This is a genomic window from Photobacterium piscicola (genome assembly GCF_900166965.1).
In the GTDB taxonomy this organism is placed as follows: domain Bacteria; phylum Pseudomonadota; class Gammaproteobacteria; order Enterobacterales; family Vibrionaceae; genus Photobacterium; species Photobacterium piscicola.
Genome location: NZ_FUZI01000015.1, coordinates 35,847 through 54,019, shown reverse-complemented (window position 1 = coordinate 54,019; position 18,173 = coordinate 35,847). Strand labels below are relative to the sequence as shown.

At 37.1% G+C, this 18,173-nt stretch carries 17 protein-coding genes; 6 read left to right on the top strand and 11 right to left on the bottom strand.

All coding sequences use genetic code 11. The annotated features are described in order from the left end of the window. Nucleotides 1–210: 210 nt before the first annotated feature. Nucleotides 211–507: a hypothetical protein gene (locus CZ809_RS19505; RefSeq protein ID WP_045040663.1), complete on the top strand. Its 297-nt coding sequence runs from the start codon at nt 211–213 to the stop codon at nt 505–507. Between the two features lie 80 nt (nt 508–587). Here CZ809_RS19505 and gnd read toward each other — a convergent pair whose 3' ends face one another. The 3 genes from gnd to zwf are packed head-to-tail and all read right to left on the bottom strand — an operon-like array spanning nt 588 to nt 4,265. Further along, on the bottom strand, nt 588–2,036 hold the full coding sequence (gene gnd / locus CZ809_RS19500; protein WP_080159188.1) for a decarboxylating NADP(+)-dependent phosphogluconate dehydrogenase: 1,449 nt from the start codon (nt 2,034–2,036) through the stop codon (nt 588–590). A gap of 1 nt (nt 2,037) precedes the next feature. Further along, nucleotides 2,038–2,763 carry a 6-phosphogluconolactonase gene (gene pgl, locus CZ809_RS19495; protein WP_080159187.1) on the bottom strand — a complete coding sequence of 242 codons (726 nt, stop codon included), beginning with the start codon at nt 2,761–2,763 and terminating at the stop codon, nt 2,038–2,040. Nucleotides 2,764–2,765: 2 nt separating this feature from the next. After that, a complete protein-coding gene (zwf, locus tag CZ809_RS19490) occupies nt 2,766–4,265 on the bottom strand; it encodes a glucose-6-phosphate dehydrogenase (protein ID WP_080159186.1) in 1,500 nt (499 codons plus the stop codon). Nucleotides 4,266–4,885: 620 nt separating this feature from the next. On the opposite strand from zwf, the gene CZ809_RS19485 reads away from it, so the two are divergent. Both CZ809_RS19485 and CZ809_RS19480 read left to right on the top strand, forming a co-directional pair. Continuing rightward, nucleotides 4,886–5,221 carry a PBPRA1643 family SWIM/SEC-C metal-binding motif protein gene (locus CZ809_RS19485; protein WP_080159185.1) on the top strand — a complete coding sequence of 112 codons (336 nt, stop codon included), beginning with the start codon at nt 4,886–4,888 and terminating at the stop codon, nt 5,219–5,221. Between the two features lie 123 nt (nt 5,222–5,344). Further along, complete coding sequence (locus CZ809_RS19480) at nt 5,345–5,812, top strand: RNA methyltransferase (protein WP_080159184.1); 468 nt, start codon at nt 5,345–5,347, stop codon at nt 5,810–5,812. Between the two features lie 58 nt (nt 5,813–5,870). On the opposite strand, the gene CZ809_RS19475 is transcribed toward CZ809_RS19480, so the two are convergent. Both CZ809_RS19475 and CZ809_RS19470 read right to left on the bottom strand, forming a co-directional pair. Then, nucleotides 5,871–8,006, bottom strand: a complete 2,136-nt coding sequence (locus CZ809_RS19475; protein ID WP_235865984.1) for a diguanylate cyclase domain-containing protein — start codon at nt 8,004–8,006, stop codon at nt 5,871–5,873. Continuing rightward, entirely contained in the window at nt 8,006–9,202 is a 1,197-nt protein-coding gene (locus tag CZ809_RS19470) for a sugar ABC transporter substrate-binding protein (RefSeq protein WP_080159183.1), read from the bottom strand. The genes CZ809_RS19475 and CZ809_RS19470 overlap by 1 nt, the downstream gene beginning before the upstream one ends. Before the next feature lie 271 nt (nt 9,203–9,473). Here CZ809_RS19470 and CZ809_RS19465 point away from each other — a divergent pair, with 271 nt between their 5' ends. Further along, on the top strand, nt 9,474–10,025 hold the full coding sequence (locus CZ809_RS19465; protein WP_235865983.1) for a C40 family peptidase: 552 nt from the start codon (nt 9,474–9,476) through the stop codon (nt 10,023–10,025). Between the two features lie 31 nt (nt 10,026–10,056). Here the strand turns inward: CZ809_RS19465 and CZ809_RS19460 are convergent, their stop codons facing one another. The 6 genes from CZ809_RS19460 to CZ809_RS19435 all read right to left on the bottom strand — a co-directional run bounded on the left by CZ809_RS19460 (nt 10,057) and on the right by CZ809_RS19435 (nt 16,043). Continuing rightward, the gene (locus tag CZ809_RS19460) at nt 10,057–10,851 is read right to left on the bottom strand and encodes an ATP adenylyltransferase family protein (protein ID WP_080159181.1); all 795 of its coding nucleotides are present in this window, start codon (nt 10,849–10,851) and stop codon (nt 10,057–10,059) included. A gap of 410 nt (nt 10,852–11,261) precedes the next feature. Beyond that, a complete protein-coding gene (locus tag CZ809_RS19455) occupies nt 11,262–12,422 on the bottom strand; it encodes an amino acid permease (protein WP_080159180.1) in 1,161 nt (386 codons plus the stop codon). Between the two features lie 445 nt (nt 12,423–12,867). After that, the gene (locus tag CZ809_RS19450; RefSeq protein ID WP_080159179.1) at nt 12,868–13,254 is read right to left on the bottom strand and encodes a DUF805 domain-containing protein; all 387 of its coding nucleotides are present in this window, start codon (nt 13,252–13,254) and stop codon (nt 12,868–12,870) included. 18 nt (nt 13,255–13,272) lie between these two features. Next, entirely contained in the window at nt 13,273–13,548 is a 276-nt protein-coding gene (locus CZ809_RS19445) for a hypothetical protein (RefSeq protein ID WP_080159178.1), read from the bottom strand. Between the two features lie 93 nt (nt 13,549–13,641). Continuing rightward, the gene (locus CZ809_RS19440) at nt 13,642–14,871 is read right to left on the bottom strand and encodes a NupC/NupG family nucleoside CNT transporter (RefSeq protein WP_370738025.1); all 1,230 of its coding nucleotides are present in this window, start codon (nt 14,869–14,871) and stop codon (nt 13,642–13,644) included. Between the two features lie 257 nt (nt 14,872–15,128). Then, the gene (locus CZ809_RS19435; protein ID WP_080159176.1) at nt 15,129–16,043 is read right to left on the bottom strand and encodes a LysR family transcriptional regulator; all 915 of its coding nucleotides are present in this window, start codon (nt 16,041–16,043) and stop codon (nt 15,129–15,131) included. Between the two features lie 306 nt (nt 16,044–16,349). On the opposite strand from CZ809_RS19435, the gene CZ809_RS19430 reads away from it, so the two are divergent. Together CZ809_RS19430 and pstC are read left to right on the top strand one after the other, a co-directional pair. After that, nucleotides 16,350–17,171, top strand: coding sequence for a phosphate ABC transporter substrate-binding protein (locus CZ809_RS19430; protein WP_080159175.1), 822 nt, complete (start codon nt 16,350–16,352; stop codon nt 17,169–17,171). A gap of 86 nt (nt 17,172–17,257) precedes the next feature. After that, nucleotides 17,258–18,169 carry a phosphate ABC transporter permease subunit PstC gene (gene pstC, locus CZ809_RS19425; protein WP_080159174.1) on the top strand — a complete coding sequence of 304 codons (912 nt, stop codon included), beginning with the start codon at nt 17,258–17,260 and terminating at the stop codon, nt 18,167–18,169. Nucleotides 18,170–18,173: the final 4 nt, after the last annotated feature.

The following is an 18,173-nucleotide window of genomic DNA, read 5'->3' as shown; positions in this document are numbered from 1 at the left end:
GTAATTAGCACTCATCAACATAGATTAATGCTTCACCCAACAGCATTATTACTGACTAATTTGTATCAAAAAAGAGACGTTTGTTTGTTTTTTGTCAAACTTATTGTGCATATATTGATCAATTTAAAAATGTAAGCGAAAATTATCTCATAGGCACGGAGGTTTATAACAATTATCTTTTATGGATATTTGACTTTAAAGGTACAAAATATGTCAGGTTTCTCCTACCCTCACACTTGCCCATTAATTGACAAAGAAATTGGTCGCGCCAAAGGTGACTTAACCACTTATGCTCGTGATTTATTACGTTCTTATAATATTGAAATTAGCGGCAAAGAAATGCTGCTTGCTGGAGAAGAATTGTTTAGTGCCCTGAGCGATATTTTTGAAAAAACACGAAAAACAAATGAAGATATGCGCACAGAAGCTCATAAACAAATAGTGGCGCTTGAAGCTGAAAATATGGAATTACGCGCATTACTCTATTGCCAACGTATAGCAAGTTAAATCTAGATTCATCACAATACATCATGCATAAAAAAAGCCACCGTAAAAACGATGGCTTAATTATATCGATTACTTAGACATTATACGTCGTAAGTAGTAGATGCTGTATTACCGCCAGTACCCGTCCAGTTCGTATGGAAGAACTGACCACGAGGCTGATCAATACGCTCATAGGTGTGAGCACCGAAGTAGTCACGCTGCGCTTGAATCATGTTCGCAGGTAAGCTTGCTGTTGTGTAGCCATCAAGGAAGGTTAATGCTGATGTCATTGTTGGCATTGGTAGGCCAATTTCCATCGCTTTTGATGCTACTTTACGCCATGCTGGCATGCTGTTTAATAGAATATCTTTAAAGTAAGTATCTGAACCTAGGAATTTGATTTCTGGGTTTGTATCGTATGCATCACGAATATTACCTAGGAATGCACTACGGATAATACAACCACCACGCCACATAAGTGCCACGTTGCCGTAGTTTAGATCCCAGTTAAACTCTTCTGATGCTTCACGGATTAACATAAAGCCTTGTGCATAAGAAATGATCTTTGATGCAAGTAGTGCTTGACGTAATGCATCAACCCACTCTTTCTTATCGCCATCAATTTTAGCAATTGTTTTACCAAATAAGCTTTCTGCTTCAACACGTTGCTCTTTCATTGAAGAAACACAACGCGCAAATACTGCTTCAGTAATAAGTGTTAGTGGAATGCCTAAATCTAGTGCATTAATACCTGTCCACTTACCTGTACCTTTTTGGCCCGCAGTATCAAGAATTTTTTCAACAAGAGGCTGACCATCTTCATCTTTATAACCAAGAATTTCAGCTGTAATTTCAACTAAGTAGCTATCTAGCTCAGTCTTATTCCATTCTTGAAGAATAGCTTGCATTTCATCATGAGACAGCTCTAAACCAGACTTCATGAAGTGGTATGCTTCGCTAATTAACTGCATGTCGCCGTATTCGATGCCATTGTGAACCATCTTAACGAAGTGACCAGCACCGTCTTTACCCACCCAATCACAACAAGGCTCACCTGCTGCTGTTTTTGCAGAGATTGCTTGAAAGATAGGTTTGATTGCAGGCCATGCTGCTTCAGAACCACCAGGCATGATTGAAGGACCAAAACGAGCACCTTCTTCACCACCAGAAACACCAGAACCTACGTATAGTAAGCCTTTTGCTTCAAGGGCTGCAACACGACGGTTAGTGTCTGGATAGTTTGAGTTACCACCATCAATAATGATGTCGCCTTTATCTAGTAGCGGTACAAGTTGGTCAATAAATGCATCGACAACATCACCAGCACGAACCATTAACATGATTTTACGTGGTGATTCTAGTTTAGAGACCAAGTCTTCTAATGATGTCGCACCGATAATGTTAGTGTCCTTTGCAGGACCTTCAAGGAATTCTTCTACTTTAGAAACGGTACGGTTAAACGCAACAACTTTAAAACCATGGTCGTTCATATTAAGGATCAAGTTTTGACCCATAACAGCTAAACCAATAACACCAATATCGCCTTTCATATTATTCTCCTTGTGCTAGCAACTTTGCAGCTGCTGCATCTAAATACCATTCTGTTTCGCCATGAGAGGCTTTAATTTTTGCGGCAGGATAAGCTAACATCTCTGCCGGCGTACTATTTATTTCAAATAAGACTTCAGCCTTACTTTCACCCAATACCAAATAAGTAATACGGTCAGCATTTTCAAGTAAACGCGCTGTTTTTGAAATACGTTGCTGGCCACTTTGTGGTTGAGTGGCAATCACTGCTAATGCAAGATCATCAAAATTGGTCTGATGTGGAAATAAAGAAGCAGTATGGCCATCACCACCCATGCCTAATAAAATCCAATCAAATGCTGGTAATCCCTGTTTATGTGGAATCACTGCATCCATCTCTGCTGCAAAACGTGCACATTCAGCAATAGGCTCTGCTTCACCACGAATACGGTGAATATTTGCTGCTGGAATTGTAACGTGCTTAAATAACAAGTCATTTGCTTCGCCAAAATTACTTTCAGCATCGGTTGGAGCAACACAACGCTCATCACCCCACCAGAAATGAAGATTATTCCATTGAATACTGTCAGCAAAAGGCGCTTGCGCTAATACTTTGAATAACAATTTAGGCGTACTGCCACCGGATAAGGAAATATGTACCGCTTGAGATTGTAAACTCATCGCTTGCATGGTTTCAGCAAGAGAAATCACTACATCTTGTGGCGTCGCAAATACTTTATAATTCATCATGCTTATAACTCACAATAATCAGTATTAGCTAAATTCTTACATGGGAAGCGCCATTGACGACCATCATTAATTAACAGTTCATCGGCTTCTTTTGGTCCCCATGTTCCTGCTGCGTAACCAAATAAATGCTCAGGTTGTTCTTTATGATCAAGAATAGGTTGAACAAATTTCCAACAAGCTTTTACTGCATCAGTACGGGCAAATAAGGTTGCATCTTGTTTCATGCAATCTAACAATAAACGCTCATAAGCTGTTAGCATATTCATTGATTCAAGTTTATCGTAATGGAAATCCATCGATACTTCTTGCGTCTCAAAACCTGCACCTGGTTTTTTCAAACCAAAACTCATTAAGATGCCTTCATCGGGTTGAATACGAATAATCAACTTATTTTCAGCTGATTTAGCTGCAAATACTGGATGCGGTGTTTTCTTAAAATGAATAACAACCTCTGTTACACGTGTCGGTAAACGCTTACCTGTACGAACGTAGAATGGTACGCCATTCCAACGCCAGTTCTCAATAAACATCTTCATACCAACATACGTTTCTGTGCGTGAATCAGTATTAACGCCATGCTCTTGACGGTAACCTGGTAGATGCTTACCACGAACATCAGATTCAGTGTATTGACCTAAGACTAAATTGTTAGTCAAATCATCTTCTGATAAAGGCTTAAAGCTTTGCATCACTTTAACCACTTCATCACGAATCGAATCAGCATTAATAGCTGCTGGAGATTCCATACCTACCATTGCTAGAACTTGCAATAGGTGGTTTTGGAACATATCACGTACCGCACCCGCACCATCATAATAACCACCACGATCTTCAACGCCTAAGGCTTCAGATGCAGTAATTTCAACGTAATCAATAAAATTACGGTTCCATAATGGTTCAAACATGCCATTAGCAAAACGGAAGACAAGTAAGTTTTGTACTGTCTCTTTACCTAAGTAGTGGTCAATGCGGTAAATTTGATGTTCTTGGAAACATGCGTGAATTTGTTTATCAAGAGAAATAGCCGATTCAAGATCATAACCAAATGGCTTTTCTACAATAAGATTTTTCCAGCCATCCGCTTCATCATTAAGACCATGAGCAGCAAGACACTCAGGAATTACACCATAAAGACTCGGTGGCGTTGCGAGATAAAAGACAGCATTGCCATGTGTATGGTGAGTATCTTTAAAGACATCTAAGCGCTGCTTTAATACGCTATATTGTTCAGCATCAGAAGTATTCAATGCCTGATAATATAAATGCTCACAAAACTTCGTTAATATCGCCGCATCTGTTTTTTCATTTTCTTCTAATGCAGAACGAAGCTTATCACGAAATTCCTGATCACTATATGCCGTACGACTAACACCTAAAATAGCGAAATCTTCTGGCAATAAACCATTAGCGTATAAATGATAGAACGCAGGGATTAGTTTTCGATGAGTCAAATCGCCTGACGCACCAAAAATTACAATTGCGTTATTTTCTGGTTTAACCATGTAATGTTCCCATTTATTTACAGATCATTCGATCTGGTACAGCAATCAATTGCTTGGTATAACGGGCGTTATTATGCCGTAATTTTCAATTTTTTATGCATTTTTCGTGATAAAAATTGAAAAATTTTGTTATACATTAATAATCTTATCAGTCAATATGTTACATCTAATCATTGTATTTATCGCTAATACACTAACATATCAGACAATTTATCATTATTTACTCTTTTATATATTGAGTATATTAACAATTATTATCAGCAGTGATAGACGAAAAAACCTATTAATTTAATAGGTTTTTTCGTCTATATAATAAGTGTAAGCAACACACCGTTTCACAGCGGTGTTTGATTAAAACCGTTTAAGTGTAGAAGAGATGATAATAACAATGCAATCGTTTACTTCAACAAAGACCAATGAAAAAACACCATATATCCTATTTTTGATCAGAACACCCACCGACTTTTATTACTGAAGCGCTTGCTCAACGCTTGATAACACACACAATGGCGGTTATTATGCCCGCAATTTCAGCCACCTTAACTTTGGTGGCTTTTTAGTTATTAAGCGTACCCATTCACGAATGATGCGCGAATATTTCATAGCAAGCAGGTTATCCCATGTCTAAATTTTTCTATAAAGGTCGCATCGAAAAGAAGCCAAAACACAGCAGCTGTGGCTACAACACGAAGCGCGAAACTAAACTTGGCACGGAAACCAATCCGCTCACATTGATAGTGAATACTGAAGAACGCCAACAAGAATTAGAAGTAGAGCTTGCAGAGCAACAGCTTTTTGCAACATTTACAATTAATGCTAACGTTGAAGAAGATATTGCGGATCTTACTGCAACATTAAACAAACCTACGACAACAGTGTTTGATAAAACACCTAACCGTAACGATCCTTGCTCATGTGGCAGTGGTCAGAAATATAAAAAATGTTGCGGTAAATAAAACGTCACTTAAAAACAGGGACCCTAAGTTCCTGTTTTGTTCTCTTCTAAATAATGGTACCTACTGCAAAAATATCGTCTTTAGGTATACAATCCCGCCACAATTTCTAAAGTAGATGTACATATGAGCAAAAAAAGTCAGGGTTACTCTTGCGTAGGCCTTTTTAACCCCAAAACACCTGAAAACGTCGGTTCGGTTATGCGAGCAGCGGGTTGTTATGGTGTCAACTCTGTCTTTTATACTGGCACTCGTTATGATCACGCTGCACAGTTTTGTACTGATACCAAAAATGTTGCGCTTGATATTCCATTAATTGGTGTTGAAGATCTAAAAGCAATTATTCCTGTCGGCTGTGTACCTGTTGCCGTTGATTTAATTGATGATGCAAAACCATTACCTGAATATAAACATCCAAAACGTGCATTTTATATTTTTGGTCCTGAAGACGGCACATTAAAAAAAGAAATTACTGACTTTTGTCGTGAAACTATTTACGTCCCAACAAAAGGCTGTATGAATCTGGCAGCAGCAGTTAATGTGATTTTATATGATCGCATGGCGAAGGGTGATAACTTCTCAAATCATAAATAAGTATTTTACTTATAAAAAACCACTGCAATAATCCATATTATCGCAGTGGTTATGTTTATTATCGTCCAATTCCTGTTTGTTCATAAAAATGACGTTTATCTTTATACATTGCTTTATCTGCAACTAAACAAACCTGCTCTGCTGAGTATTGATCAGTACTGGCATACCCAACAGCAAAATGTATTTCAACCTGTTTTCCATTTGGTAAACTAGCATAGTTAATTTGATCGCGTACTGTTTCTAATCGACGCCATAAAATGTCACAGCTGTCACAATCACCGGCCTCTAAAATAATGGCAAATTCATCACCACCAAGACGATAAACCTTATCTGTCAATCGACAGGTTTCAACTAATAACTTACTGGTTTCAATTAATAACGCATCACCCATACTATGACCATGTTGATCATTTGCTCGTTTCAGTCCATTAACATCAAGCATGAACAAACCAAAATGACGATCAGGATACCGATTAATTAATTGTATATGCTCTTCTAAGTCTTTATCAAAAGCTTTTCTATTTGCAAGTCCGGTCAATGAATCAGTAATCGCAATACGCGCTAATTCTTCATTTAATAGTCGACCTTCTAATTCAGTAGCTAATTGACGAATAAATAGAGAAATAACTTCAAAATCATCATGTTCTAATTGTATATATTGCATCACTATCATGCCAACAATGTCGTTCTGACTGTTTTTAACTTTAAAACAATGCAAATACTTACCGTTATTTGGTACACAATAATAATCACTATAATGACTTTCAGGCTGTATATCTTGATTTTCTAAGCGAGATTGGTCTATGTTTTCACAAGCCCATATTCCCTTATTCCCAGTATAGCTTTTCATTGCCCAACCAGCCATCGGGTATAGAGCAACCACTTGTGTCATTACTGTTTCTATAATATCGCCAGATTGAAGTTCATGGCTAAATGATAATAATGATTGCAACATCGATCGGCGATTTTCTTCTCGCAATAATGATCGACTCAACGCTAAGGTCTTTTCTTCAACTTTTCGTTCTAACTCATCATTGAAATTAACCAATTGCAAGTTAGCTTGTTCTTTTTCTAAATAAGCAGCATTTAACTCTTTATTCGTCGCGGCTAAATCGGCCATTTGAGCTCGAATCGTTTTTGCCATATTTCGAATAAGTCGCTCAACCATAAAAAATTCAGCAAAGCGTAATTGTTTATTTGAGCTTTTGTATTCACCTCGAGAATAAGCCCTCACAACATCCATTAGCCCACCCAATGGACGCGCAATCCAACGATAGGTCAAACCCGCACTAAAAAGTGACAAAAGAATAATAATCACACCAAATAATGATATATATTTTAAAGAATTTATATAAGGATTCTCACCTAGATATTTATCCATATATACTTTCATTGTGTATTGGATCGGCTCTGAAATATATTTATTTTCTAATTTTATATTGATTGTTTTATGTATTGTTGGTGTGTTTTGATCTATTTTTCCTTGAGCAATAACAATCTCACTCATATCACCATCATGATCCATCAAATCAGAGCGATGATTTTGAAAGACAACACGTTCCCCATCTTTTAAATAAGGTCGTAATACCTTAACGATATTTTCAATTGGGACAACTATTATTAAATACCCCAAAGGAATACGCTTTAAGCCATTCGTCATCGATTGAAAAATAGGAACGCCAATGATAATTCCTCGCCGTGTTGGATTAAACTTTTTCGGCATCAAATCTTCATCGTTATAATAAAATACCCACTGGCGACCTTTACCATTGTTAGTTGATAAACGATACGTAAGAAGATCTTTTAATTTTAAAAAAGAAGATAAACCATGAATCCCATTGTAGCTTTCAACTTCCGACCATTGATCATCAACTAAGTAAGCAGCTTGAATTAATGGTGTATTTTTAACCAATGTCCCCAGCGAAGAACTTACATGGCCCGCAAGAAAGAAATTATCAATCGCCTGCACAAATAGTCTATCTCGTGATAGCACATCTAAACTTGTCGACAATAAAGAAAAACGATAATCAAATTCTTGTTCAATAGTATTAGATAGTCGATCTAACATGCCAATACGGTAATTCGCTTCCACATCGGATTGCTGCTTTAGAAGTAATCCTCCAACAATTGCAGCAGGTACAACAGCAATTATTAACATTAACAATGCTAATGATGATTTTAAGCGTAACTTCATCAATTATAATCCAAGTGCTGAATCTGTTTTATTGCCATTTTCTGCATATGTGCCGCAGCATATTCAGCTGTTGCACCTGCTTGATAACGCTGAAAACCTATAGCGATAGCCTGCCATGAAATAGCCATATTCAACGTTGATGGCATAAGCTTTGTTAGTGCCATTTGATGAAACATAACTAAATTATCTCCGGTCGCTTTCTGTCTAAGTTGCCTATAATACGTCATTGAGATTGGTAATAACTTGGTTTTTTCATATACCGCATGCTGATTTTTGGGTTGTTGAACAAATGCAGCAAAATCTTTAATTAATTCCTGTTTTTCTTTTGAGTGTTGTGAATTGCTAGGTACGGCCAATACAAATGTGCTAGACATAGGATGCATCGTTTTACCATTTACTTTAGGTAATACGGCTACACCAAGATTATCACCAAGCATCACTTTTAAATCATGATATGCCCAATCACCATTAATAGAATATGCACTTTTTCCTTTGATAAAATCTAGCTGCGAACAACGGTAATCACAGTTACGATTAACAATCCCTTGCACAGCCAAAGAACGATAATATTTTAGCGCTTCAACCATAGCTGGCGTATTCAGCTCAATTTTCCCATCAATGATAGGCCAACCATTAAATGCAGATAAGAAAGGAATAAAATAATACATATCATTATAATTCCATCCTATTGGCATAATATTTTTATCTAGAAATTGTTTTTTTTCTGAAATAATATTTCTAAAATCTGTGGCTGGCTTTGTCACATATTTTTTATTGTAATACAAGAGTAAAAAATTACCCTGAATAAGAGGAATACCCCAATATTTACCATCTAATTCTACAGTAGCCTTCACTCTTGGAGTCAACGATTCTGTATACCAATCACGAGGGATTGTCGATAAATCCATCAGATTATGCAACCCTAAGAAATCTGAAGGGATAACAATAAGATCGGGTAAACCGCCATCTTGGGCACTTAATAAAATTTCCGCTTTTATTTCTGATGGATCAAGCTGTATAATTGTTATATTAACATCATGATTTTTTTTATATTTATCCGTCATTACTGTTAAAAAATCACGATTCTGATGTGAAGACCAAATAGTTAAACTCGGTGTCGCTAATACTGTTTTTGTAAATAATAATATTACCAACAAAAAAGAAAAATGAACAGTGTTTAATAAATTATTTGACATTATATTAATAGTACCCAAACACATCTTGTGACATTTATATATGTCATATAAAATTTCATAGTAAATAACTTTCACTTAGATAAAAGTTATACTAAACAATTATCAATCAATGTACGTTAATAATGATTATAGATTATACCTAACACTAAAATCTAATTTGATATTAATCAATAATAATAATAATGTTTAATATCTATTGTCAGCAACAAATAAATCTTTATTATCAAACTAATCACACATCAATCTTATAAATATAGAAACTATAATTACCATGAATAAATATTTCAAAATCATGTTACCTTTATCGTTATTACTCACTCTATCTTGCGAGTCAAATGTAAGAGCAAGTCCTCATATTATAAAAGAAATCAGTGTATTACCTAACAAAAACACAAACCAAGTGAAACCTATTACAACAATAGAACAACAAAAAATGATTAATTTCGCCAAGAAATATATTGGTACTCGTTATGTTTGGGGGGGAACGACACCCAAAGGATTCGATTGTTCAGGCTTCATTCAATATGTATACAAACACTCTCACATTTCAATTCCAAGAACCACCGCAGCATACACACAGTTATTCAATAAATCGATACCCTTAAAAAATGCACAAATAGGCGATCTTATTGTTTTTACTGGCACTAATTTAAAAATAAGAAAACCAGGTCATGCGGGAATTATTACAGAAGTAAAACCCGGATTAATTAAATTTATTCATAGTTCATCGTCTAAAAAGCACTTTGGTGTCACTGAAACGAGTTATTATCATAGCGGTTACCCAAAACGTTTCTTAGCTGTGATACAAATGCCTAAACCATAAAAAGGGAGTAATAATACTCCCTAAATAGCCTTTATGGCGCTACACATTCAGTTAATAGCCGTAAACAACCATAATCAGTTAACCAGTCATATTGCTGCTGATCTTTAACTAAAAAACATCCAGAGTAGTTAAGTGCATTAGCAAAAATATCACCAATATGATTCGTTAATCGAGGGATCACTAACATCCAATGCTCAGTTAATAGAATATTATAAGGCAAGCATTCTATCGGCTCATTAATATTCACAGTCACATTATTGGGCGTTAGTCCTAAATCATGCATTGCCGCCAGGTAACAAAAATACGCTTTCTCACTATTAATACGATCAAAAGTAAATAATTTATGCCTAAATGGTAGCTTACCAGACAGAATCATCTCTTCTAACGGTACTGCAGTCTTCATTAACTGCATATGTCGATGGCGCTGACTAGCACCAGCTTCTGATGCTGAGTTAAAAAAACCCAGTACATTGGGATATGTTACCCCTTGTATCCAAGCAGAAAAGTCATAAAGATCGAGTAGAGAAGATTGACTAACAAACGCCTTACTACAAATGAGTAAGTGTGGTTCTCCTATTGGGTATTTATTCAAGAGGCACACATGCTCATGCCCAACATTATCGACAAACATTTGCTCTTCATACGGCAGAAATGGATTATGTCCTGTCTGTCCTTGTTGTATTTTTTTAGTAAGATTACCATTCATGATCTTAATAAAAAAATCTATTCCCTGCTCAGAAACCACTGAGCTCATGGTCGCAATAGGCAGCAATACTTGTGCTTCTCTCGCATCTTTAGCAACTGTTAAAGCTTTATCCCATAACATCTACAACTACCTGCAACCATTCTAATTTATTAGAAAATAAAACAACCCTAATCACTCACCTAATAAAAAAACAGTAAGATTAGATCCCAAACATAGATTGTGTAATTTAATCTTTACACTTTTAGCAAAAAATCCACGTTGCTAAAAACGTCTTGATGATAGCCCTCATTACTGAAACTTTGTATGATTGCAGCAGCTAATTCTATCATCGTTTACGATATTACATCGTACTCCAAGCGGTTCATATAAATTAGTGATTTAACTTTATACTGGTCATATAAAGTGCTTTAAAGGGTATTTCAGATCGGTCAATCTATTACCCTACTCTCCTCATATTTCCAATTTTTATTTTAAAGATAAAAAACGCCCATTTATAACATCATGAGCGTTTCATGTCTGTTGCTCACTCACTAAATCAGTTGAGCGCCAATTAAGAAACAACCAAAGAGTAAACTCATCAACATTGCCAGTGAACCACCAGCAACTTGGTAGTCAGAGCTTTGCTCTACTGGTGTCGCTTGGCGAATATTGTGAATCATCAACATCGGTATGAAGACAGCGATAAAAACAAGAATCAGCCCTGCATAATTTAAGACAGCTAAAAATTGATTCGCGGCAAAGATCGCGCCAAGTAACGGCAAAATAAACGTCAAAACATAGGTTACAGCACGATTCTGTCTGAATAGATCCACATTCTGATCAAACAATGACATTGCCACACCTAAAAATGAAGTTAGTAAGGCTAAGCCAGTAAATACCGATAAAATGATATGTATACCAGAGAATCGCGTGCTTAATGCATCAATTAATACCGAAACATTATCAAATTTAACCAGTTGTTCTGCTGATAAACTACCAACAACCGCATATAACCACAGTAAATAGCAACTTAGAGGAATCAATGAGCCTAGTAACACCATATTTCTTAATTGCTTATGGCTTGCTTTATCATTGTATGACACTAATGACGGTATAACGGGAAAGAAACCAAAACTAGTGAACAATACTGCACTGGTCTTAATTAAATCAATATTACTATTATTACTCGCTTCAAAAAAATGATTAAAACTCATACCGGGAATCAAAGCGCATAAGGTAATGATTAATACTGCAACCATGATTAAAAATAAAACACGATTCAGCTTATCAACGACGCCAGTTCCTGCGGCAACAATAAAACCAGCAAGTACAGTAAAAGTGATCTGGCTTTGTAGCATTGACAGATCAAAACCAAAACCAGTCGCTAACTTTTGAACTAAATCACCAGCGCCAATAATGTAAGCCATTAATAAACAAACTAATAATGCATACAACAATCCATTAGTGACTAATTGACCACCTTTACCCAATGTTTTTCGGGCAATAGTGTTCATCCCTAAGCCACCACCCACTTTAATACTGGCTTCTAATAATAATAAAGCAGCGTAAGTCGTGCCACTCCATATAAGTAACATTAATAAGGAACCAGATAACAAACCAAACTGTGCTAATACCATCGGTATAGCAAGCATACCAGCACCTAGCGCTGTGCCCGCAATAATCAGCGAACTTCCTAATAATTTAGTATTCATATTTTTCTCTCTTCTTATTGTTAGATATAGCAATCCATATATCTATAATCAGATACATGAGTCATAACCTGTGATTTTTAATCAATAACAAGTGCGGTTACAGAGAACCGTTACTAAATCGGAAACTAAAATAAGAGGCAGAAAAAAAGGCCATTACAGTACATACCGCATTAAAAGAAGACATATGCGATATCGATGATAAGGGGGGTTCATATTGGTGGTATTGCGTCATTATCGTACTCCTAAACGATGAAACTCAGTTTATTAGCCATATTCGGTCAGAATATAATCGCTGTTTCGGTCAAAACAGTGTGGTCAGCTAATAGCATCATACTAAAGCACATTGTTCAGGAATGGAATGAATGATTCTATTTCTGTTTCTATTCAACAAAAAAACCCAATCCGAAGACTGGGTCATGTTCATTTAATTAAGATATCAACGAATTTAGACGCTTAGTGTTGAATTATCATTCTGTTTTGGATTACTACCAAAACGGTTACTGCCTTCGGCACTGTTTTGCACCATAAAATAAAGCAGAACCAAAATACCAACAATTGGGATTAACATAATTAACGCCCACCAGCCGGTACGATCTTGATCATGCAAACGACGAACAGTAACAGCTACTGTCGGAATAAAGGCAAAAACTGCATATAACGCGGCTAACACCCCATAGCCTTCCATCAAGGTTGGTAGCTGTAATGTTGTATCAACGAGACTGCATGCCATACTTATCAATGCGTTAATTAAGGTAAAAAACCAAAATTCTTTTCTGCGGGAACGCCCTTGAAATTGAGCATATTTACTAAGAACTAAAAAATACCAATTCATTCTTTTTCCTTGTTAATATTAATAACGCTTAATGCGAACAACTTTCATTATTTCAAATTCTAAGCCAGCAACAACAATGATGTCAGCGTAATAAGTCATATTGACTTTTGCACCAGTCAGCGTTTTATATTTTGACTTACGCTTAAATTTAAAAGGCACATTATAACCGTCTATCATCAACGAATGCTGTATCCATTCACCATCATCCCGTTGAGTATGAGAAGACACGGTTAAACCATCACTATGAATTAATTGTTCATGCTTAGCAATGAGCTTATCGCTTTCCGATTTCATTGATCTTCTCCCATTATTGGTGCTTTATTAGATGCAAAAACAGAGAGCTAGGCTCTCTGTTTATTTTAATTGCTTAGCGTGAATATATTACTCTTAAAGAGGAAGAAATAAACCTGCTAACGTTGCACTCATTAAATTTGCTAAGGTTGCGGCAAAAATAGCCTTCATACCTAAACGAGCGATTTCAGGGCGACGTTTCGGTACAATGCCGCCTAACCCACCCATTAACATCGCAATAGAGGTTAAGTTAGCAAACCCACATAATGCAAAAGTAACTATCGCTTGAGAATGCTCACTCAGTTTAGCAATCGTTTCTGGTTTCATTAGCTCAGCAAAGGCAATAAACTCATTAACAGCAATTTTAGTACCAATAAGGCTAGCTGCCGTTGTCGCTTCTGACCAAGGTACCCCAATTAACCAAGCAACAGGTGCAAACAGGTAACCAAAAATCAGATTTAAACTTAGATCATCAATACCAACCCAGTGACCAATATGACCAAGACCACCATTCACCATGGCAATTAAGCTGATAACAGCCAATAAACTTGCACCCACAGCCATTGCAATCTGTAAACCACTCAAAGCACCACGAGAAGCTGCATCGACTAAGTTAACGGGTTCATCTTCTTCACCGTCATCTTCTTCTTCCATGCTGTGTACACCTTCAGTTTGTGGCACGATCAGTTTTGCCATCATCAATCCTGCGGGAGCTGACATGAAGCTTGCTGCAATAAGATACTTTAATTGCACCCCTAACCCAGCGTAACCGACCATGGTGCCACCAGCAACAGAGGCTAATCCACCTACCATTACTGCAAATAATTCAGAACGTGTCATTCGCGCAAGGAATGGACGTACAACCAATGGAGCCTCTACAGAACCGACAAAAATATTCGCCGTCGCAGACATTGACTCAGTACGAGTAGTACCTAGTAAGCGTTGTAACAAACCACCAATACCACGAATCACCCATTTCATGATGCCAACGTAATATAATACGGAAATTAATGCCGAAAAGAAGACAATAGAAGGTAAGACATTAACCGCAAAAATAAAGCCTAATTTAAATTGGGCTAGTTGACCAAATAAGAAAGATGTCCCTTCATGGCCATAATCAATCACGCCAGAAACTGCGCCAGACACACTGTTTAGTACCACTCGACCAATGGGTACATAAAGAATAAAAGCTGCAAAGACAACTTGGATGCAAAAAGCACCGAGTACACTGCGCCAGTTCACTGCTGAGCGGTTTTCAGAAAATAAAAAACCAACTGTAAAAATAGTAATTATACCGAGTAGGCCGACGAGATAATGCAAAGTCATTCCCCAATGTTTGGTGTAGTAAACGATTGCGGAAAGAGTGTATTCATAAAAAAAAGTGTGACAAGGATCAAATTGTTATTACAAGCAACAGTAAATTAACAAAACACAGCTGAATTGCATTATTTTTAAGCTAAGCAAACGAAATTCATTAGATTAGTTCCTATGAGGGATACTATTACCCTCAATGTTTACAATTTGAAACATTCAAAGGTAAGTTTTAGCCAACCGTTTGCGCGTAATCGCTGTTTTTTACATCATTACCATTTACACAAAATATTACCCACATCGATATGGCGTCGAATAAATTCAATGAATAGATTTACTTTATTCGGTAAAAATTTATGCCTTGGATAAACAGCATATAAAGGCATATGTTGGGTTAATTGCCAATCTGGCATCAACCGAATCAACTTACCTTGGCGAATTTCATCAGTTAACAAATAGGTTGCTAAGTACCCAACCCCATTACCTGCAATTGTCGCATCTCGAATAGCATCAGCAGAGTCAACACGGTAATTCCCCGTCACTTTAATATCCTGATTATCATTTTGTTGACTAAAGCTCCAAACATTATCTTTACGCTCACGACTAAAATAAATAATGCAATTATGCTCAATTAAGTCACTAGGGTGATAAGGCACACCGTGAGTCGCTAAATATTCAGGACTTGCCACCAATACAAAGTCACAATTACTTAAATGCCGCGCCACAAACCCTTCTGGTGGAGAATCCATAAACCCAATCCAAAGATCGAGCTGCTCTGCAATTAAATCAACACGATGATCAAATAAACTCAACTCTAAGTTTAATAATGGATGTTGTTCATGGAACTCATTAATATAGGGTGCTACGTGGTTAGATGCGAAAGACTGCGCAATACCTACGCGTAATAAACCTTGGGAATTGTCTTCATTTCCTAATAATTCACTTTCAGCTTCATTTATTTCTTCTACTACTTTTTCACAATGCTTAGCAAACAAACGTCCCGCCTCTGTTAATGCAAAAGAGCGCGTTGTTCGTTGCACTAATTGTACTCCAAGTCGTTGTTCTAGTTGCTGGATAAGTTTACTCACTTGAGTGCGAGATATATCAAGTAACTGTGCTGCTTTAGTAAAGCTTTGTTGTTTAGTAAGTGCATTAAAAACAATCATTTGCTGTGCTTTTTTTAACATCTACAACCTTTATCTTTAAATAAAAAATCTAATAACACCTATACGGGAAGATTCATTTAATCCGTAATTCTGTTGTCATTGATAGTATATGTCAGCCCTTTATTAACTGAATATTAATTCCTACTTGTTATACATAGAAAATAACACGTAATAACAGCGAACATCGCTACATACCTCATCGTATTTTATTACAACATTCATCGAGTGTTCAAACTTCTGAAACATTACTGTCACATAACTTTCCTACTCTTTGTCATGTTCATTCAAACCTATTGGCATTTTGCCCAACAAGAAAGGATTAGGAAAATGAAAACAAAGATTATCGGCGCAGTTGTTGTTGCAAGTTCACTTATAACGAGTTCTGCAGTGTTTGCTGGCGAGACTATCTCTGTTGTAGGTTCTAGCTCTGTTTCTCCCCTCATGGAAGTTTTGGGTGAGACTTATGCAAAATCTAACGATGTTACGGTAGAAGTTCAAGGACCAGGATCATCAGCGGGTATTCGTGTTGCTCACGATGGCTCGGCAGATCTTGGCATGTCATCACGTAGCTTGAAAAAATCAGAAGAATCACCACAACTTAAAGAAGTTGTTATTGCACGAGACGGTATTGCCGTGGTGGTGAATAACAGTAACTCGGTCACCGATCTAACCAAAGAACAAATCACTGAGATCTACAAAGGCAATGTCACTAACTGGAAACAAGTGGGTGGTGAAGATAAACCTATCGTTGTCGCAACTCGCGATACAGCATCAGGTACCCGTGGTGCATTTGAAGACATTATGTCACTAAAGAAAAAAATTAACGGAATCAAAGTCTCTGCCATTTCACAAAAAGCACAAGTGGCAAGTGGCAATGGTCAGCTAAAAACAACGGTTGCGAATAATCCTTTTGCTATCGGTTACATTTCACTAGGTTCAGTTGATAACACAGTAAAAGCACTTACCATTGATGGCCATAAACCATCGGTTGCTTCAATTAAAGCCGGTGATTATAGCGTTCAACGCCCATTCATTGTGGTTTATAAAGAAGGTCGTCCATCAGCTGAAGCATTACAATTCCTTACATGGACACAATCGCCAGCAGCACAAAAGATTGTTGCAGATAAAGGCTTTATCTCAGTTAACTAATTTTTTTTAACGCTCAACATTTGAGTTGAGCGTTTTTGACTTCTCAGAAATAGACAATTATTGGTCTTGTTTCTGGAGTGTAGATTATGACCATCGCAAATATTGAAAAATCGATCAAGGATACACCGTTGCTAAAGTCGAAGAAACGTATTGACTGGCGAGAATTGTTCTTTAAATACCTATTTATGCTCAGCGCAGCTATCGGTATTTTATCCCTCGTAACCATTGGCTATTTTATTTTCCGTGAAGGCTATGCGGCTTTTGCCTATTCAGGCGTTACTGGCATTATCTTTGGTACGGATTGGTTACCTCCAGCTCTCTATGGTATCGCACCGATGATTGTTGCTTCATTAGTCTCAACGGCTGGAGCAGTGATGATTGGCGTGCCTATTGGCGTATTAACCGCAATTTTTATTGCTGAAGTCGCCCCAAGATCACTCGCTAACTTTATTCGCCCAATGATTGAGCTTTTAGCGGGTATCCCCTCTGTTGTGTATGGCTTTTTTGGACTGGTTATTATTGTACCGCTGATTCAAGAAATATTTAACGTGCCAGCGGGTAACACCATCTTAGCGGGAATTATTGTACTTGCAGTGATGATCCTTCCAACTGTGATTACGATTTCTGAAACCTCAATTCGTGCAGTACCTCGTGCTTATAAAGAAGGCTCTTTAGCACTAGGGGCTTCATCAATGTTTACTATTTTTAAACTGATCGTCCCAGCTGCGCGTTCTGGCATTATGACAGGTGTTATTTTAGGCGTAGCGCGTGCACTTGGTGAAACCATGGCCATTATTATGGTAATGGGTAATTCCCCTGCTATGCCTGAGGGGTTACTTGAATCTGCACGAACGTTAACAGCAAATATTGCCATTGAGATGTCTTACGCAACAGGAATTCACGCTAGCGCATTATACGCAACAGGTATTGTATTACTGGTATTTATTATGACGCTAAACGGTGCCCTCCTTTATCTTAACCGTGAGCGAGCAAGGTAATTTC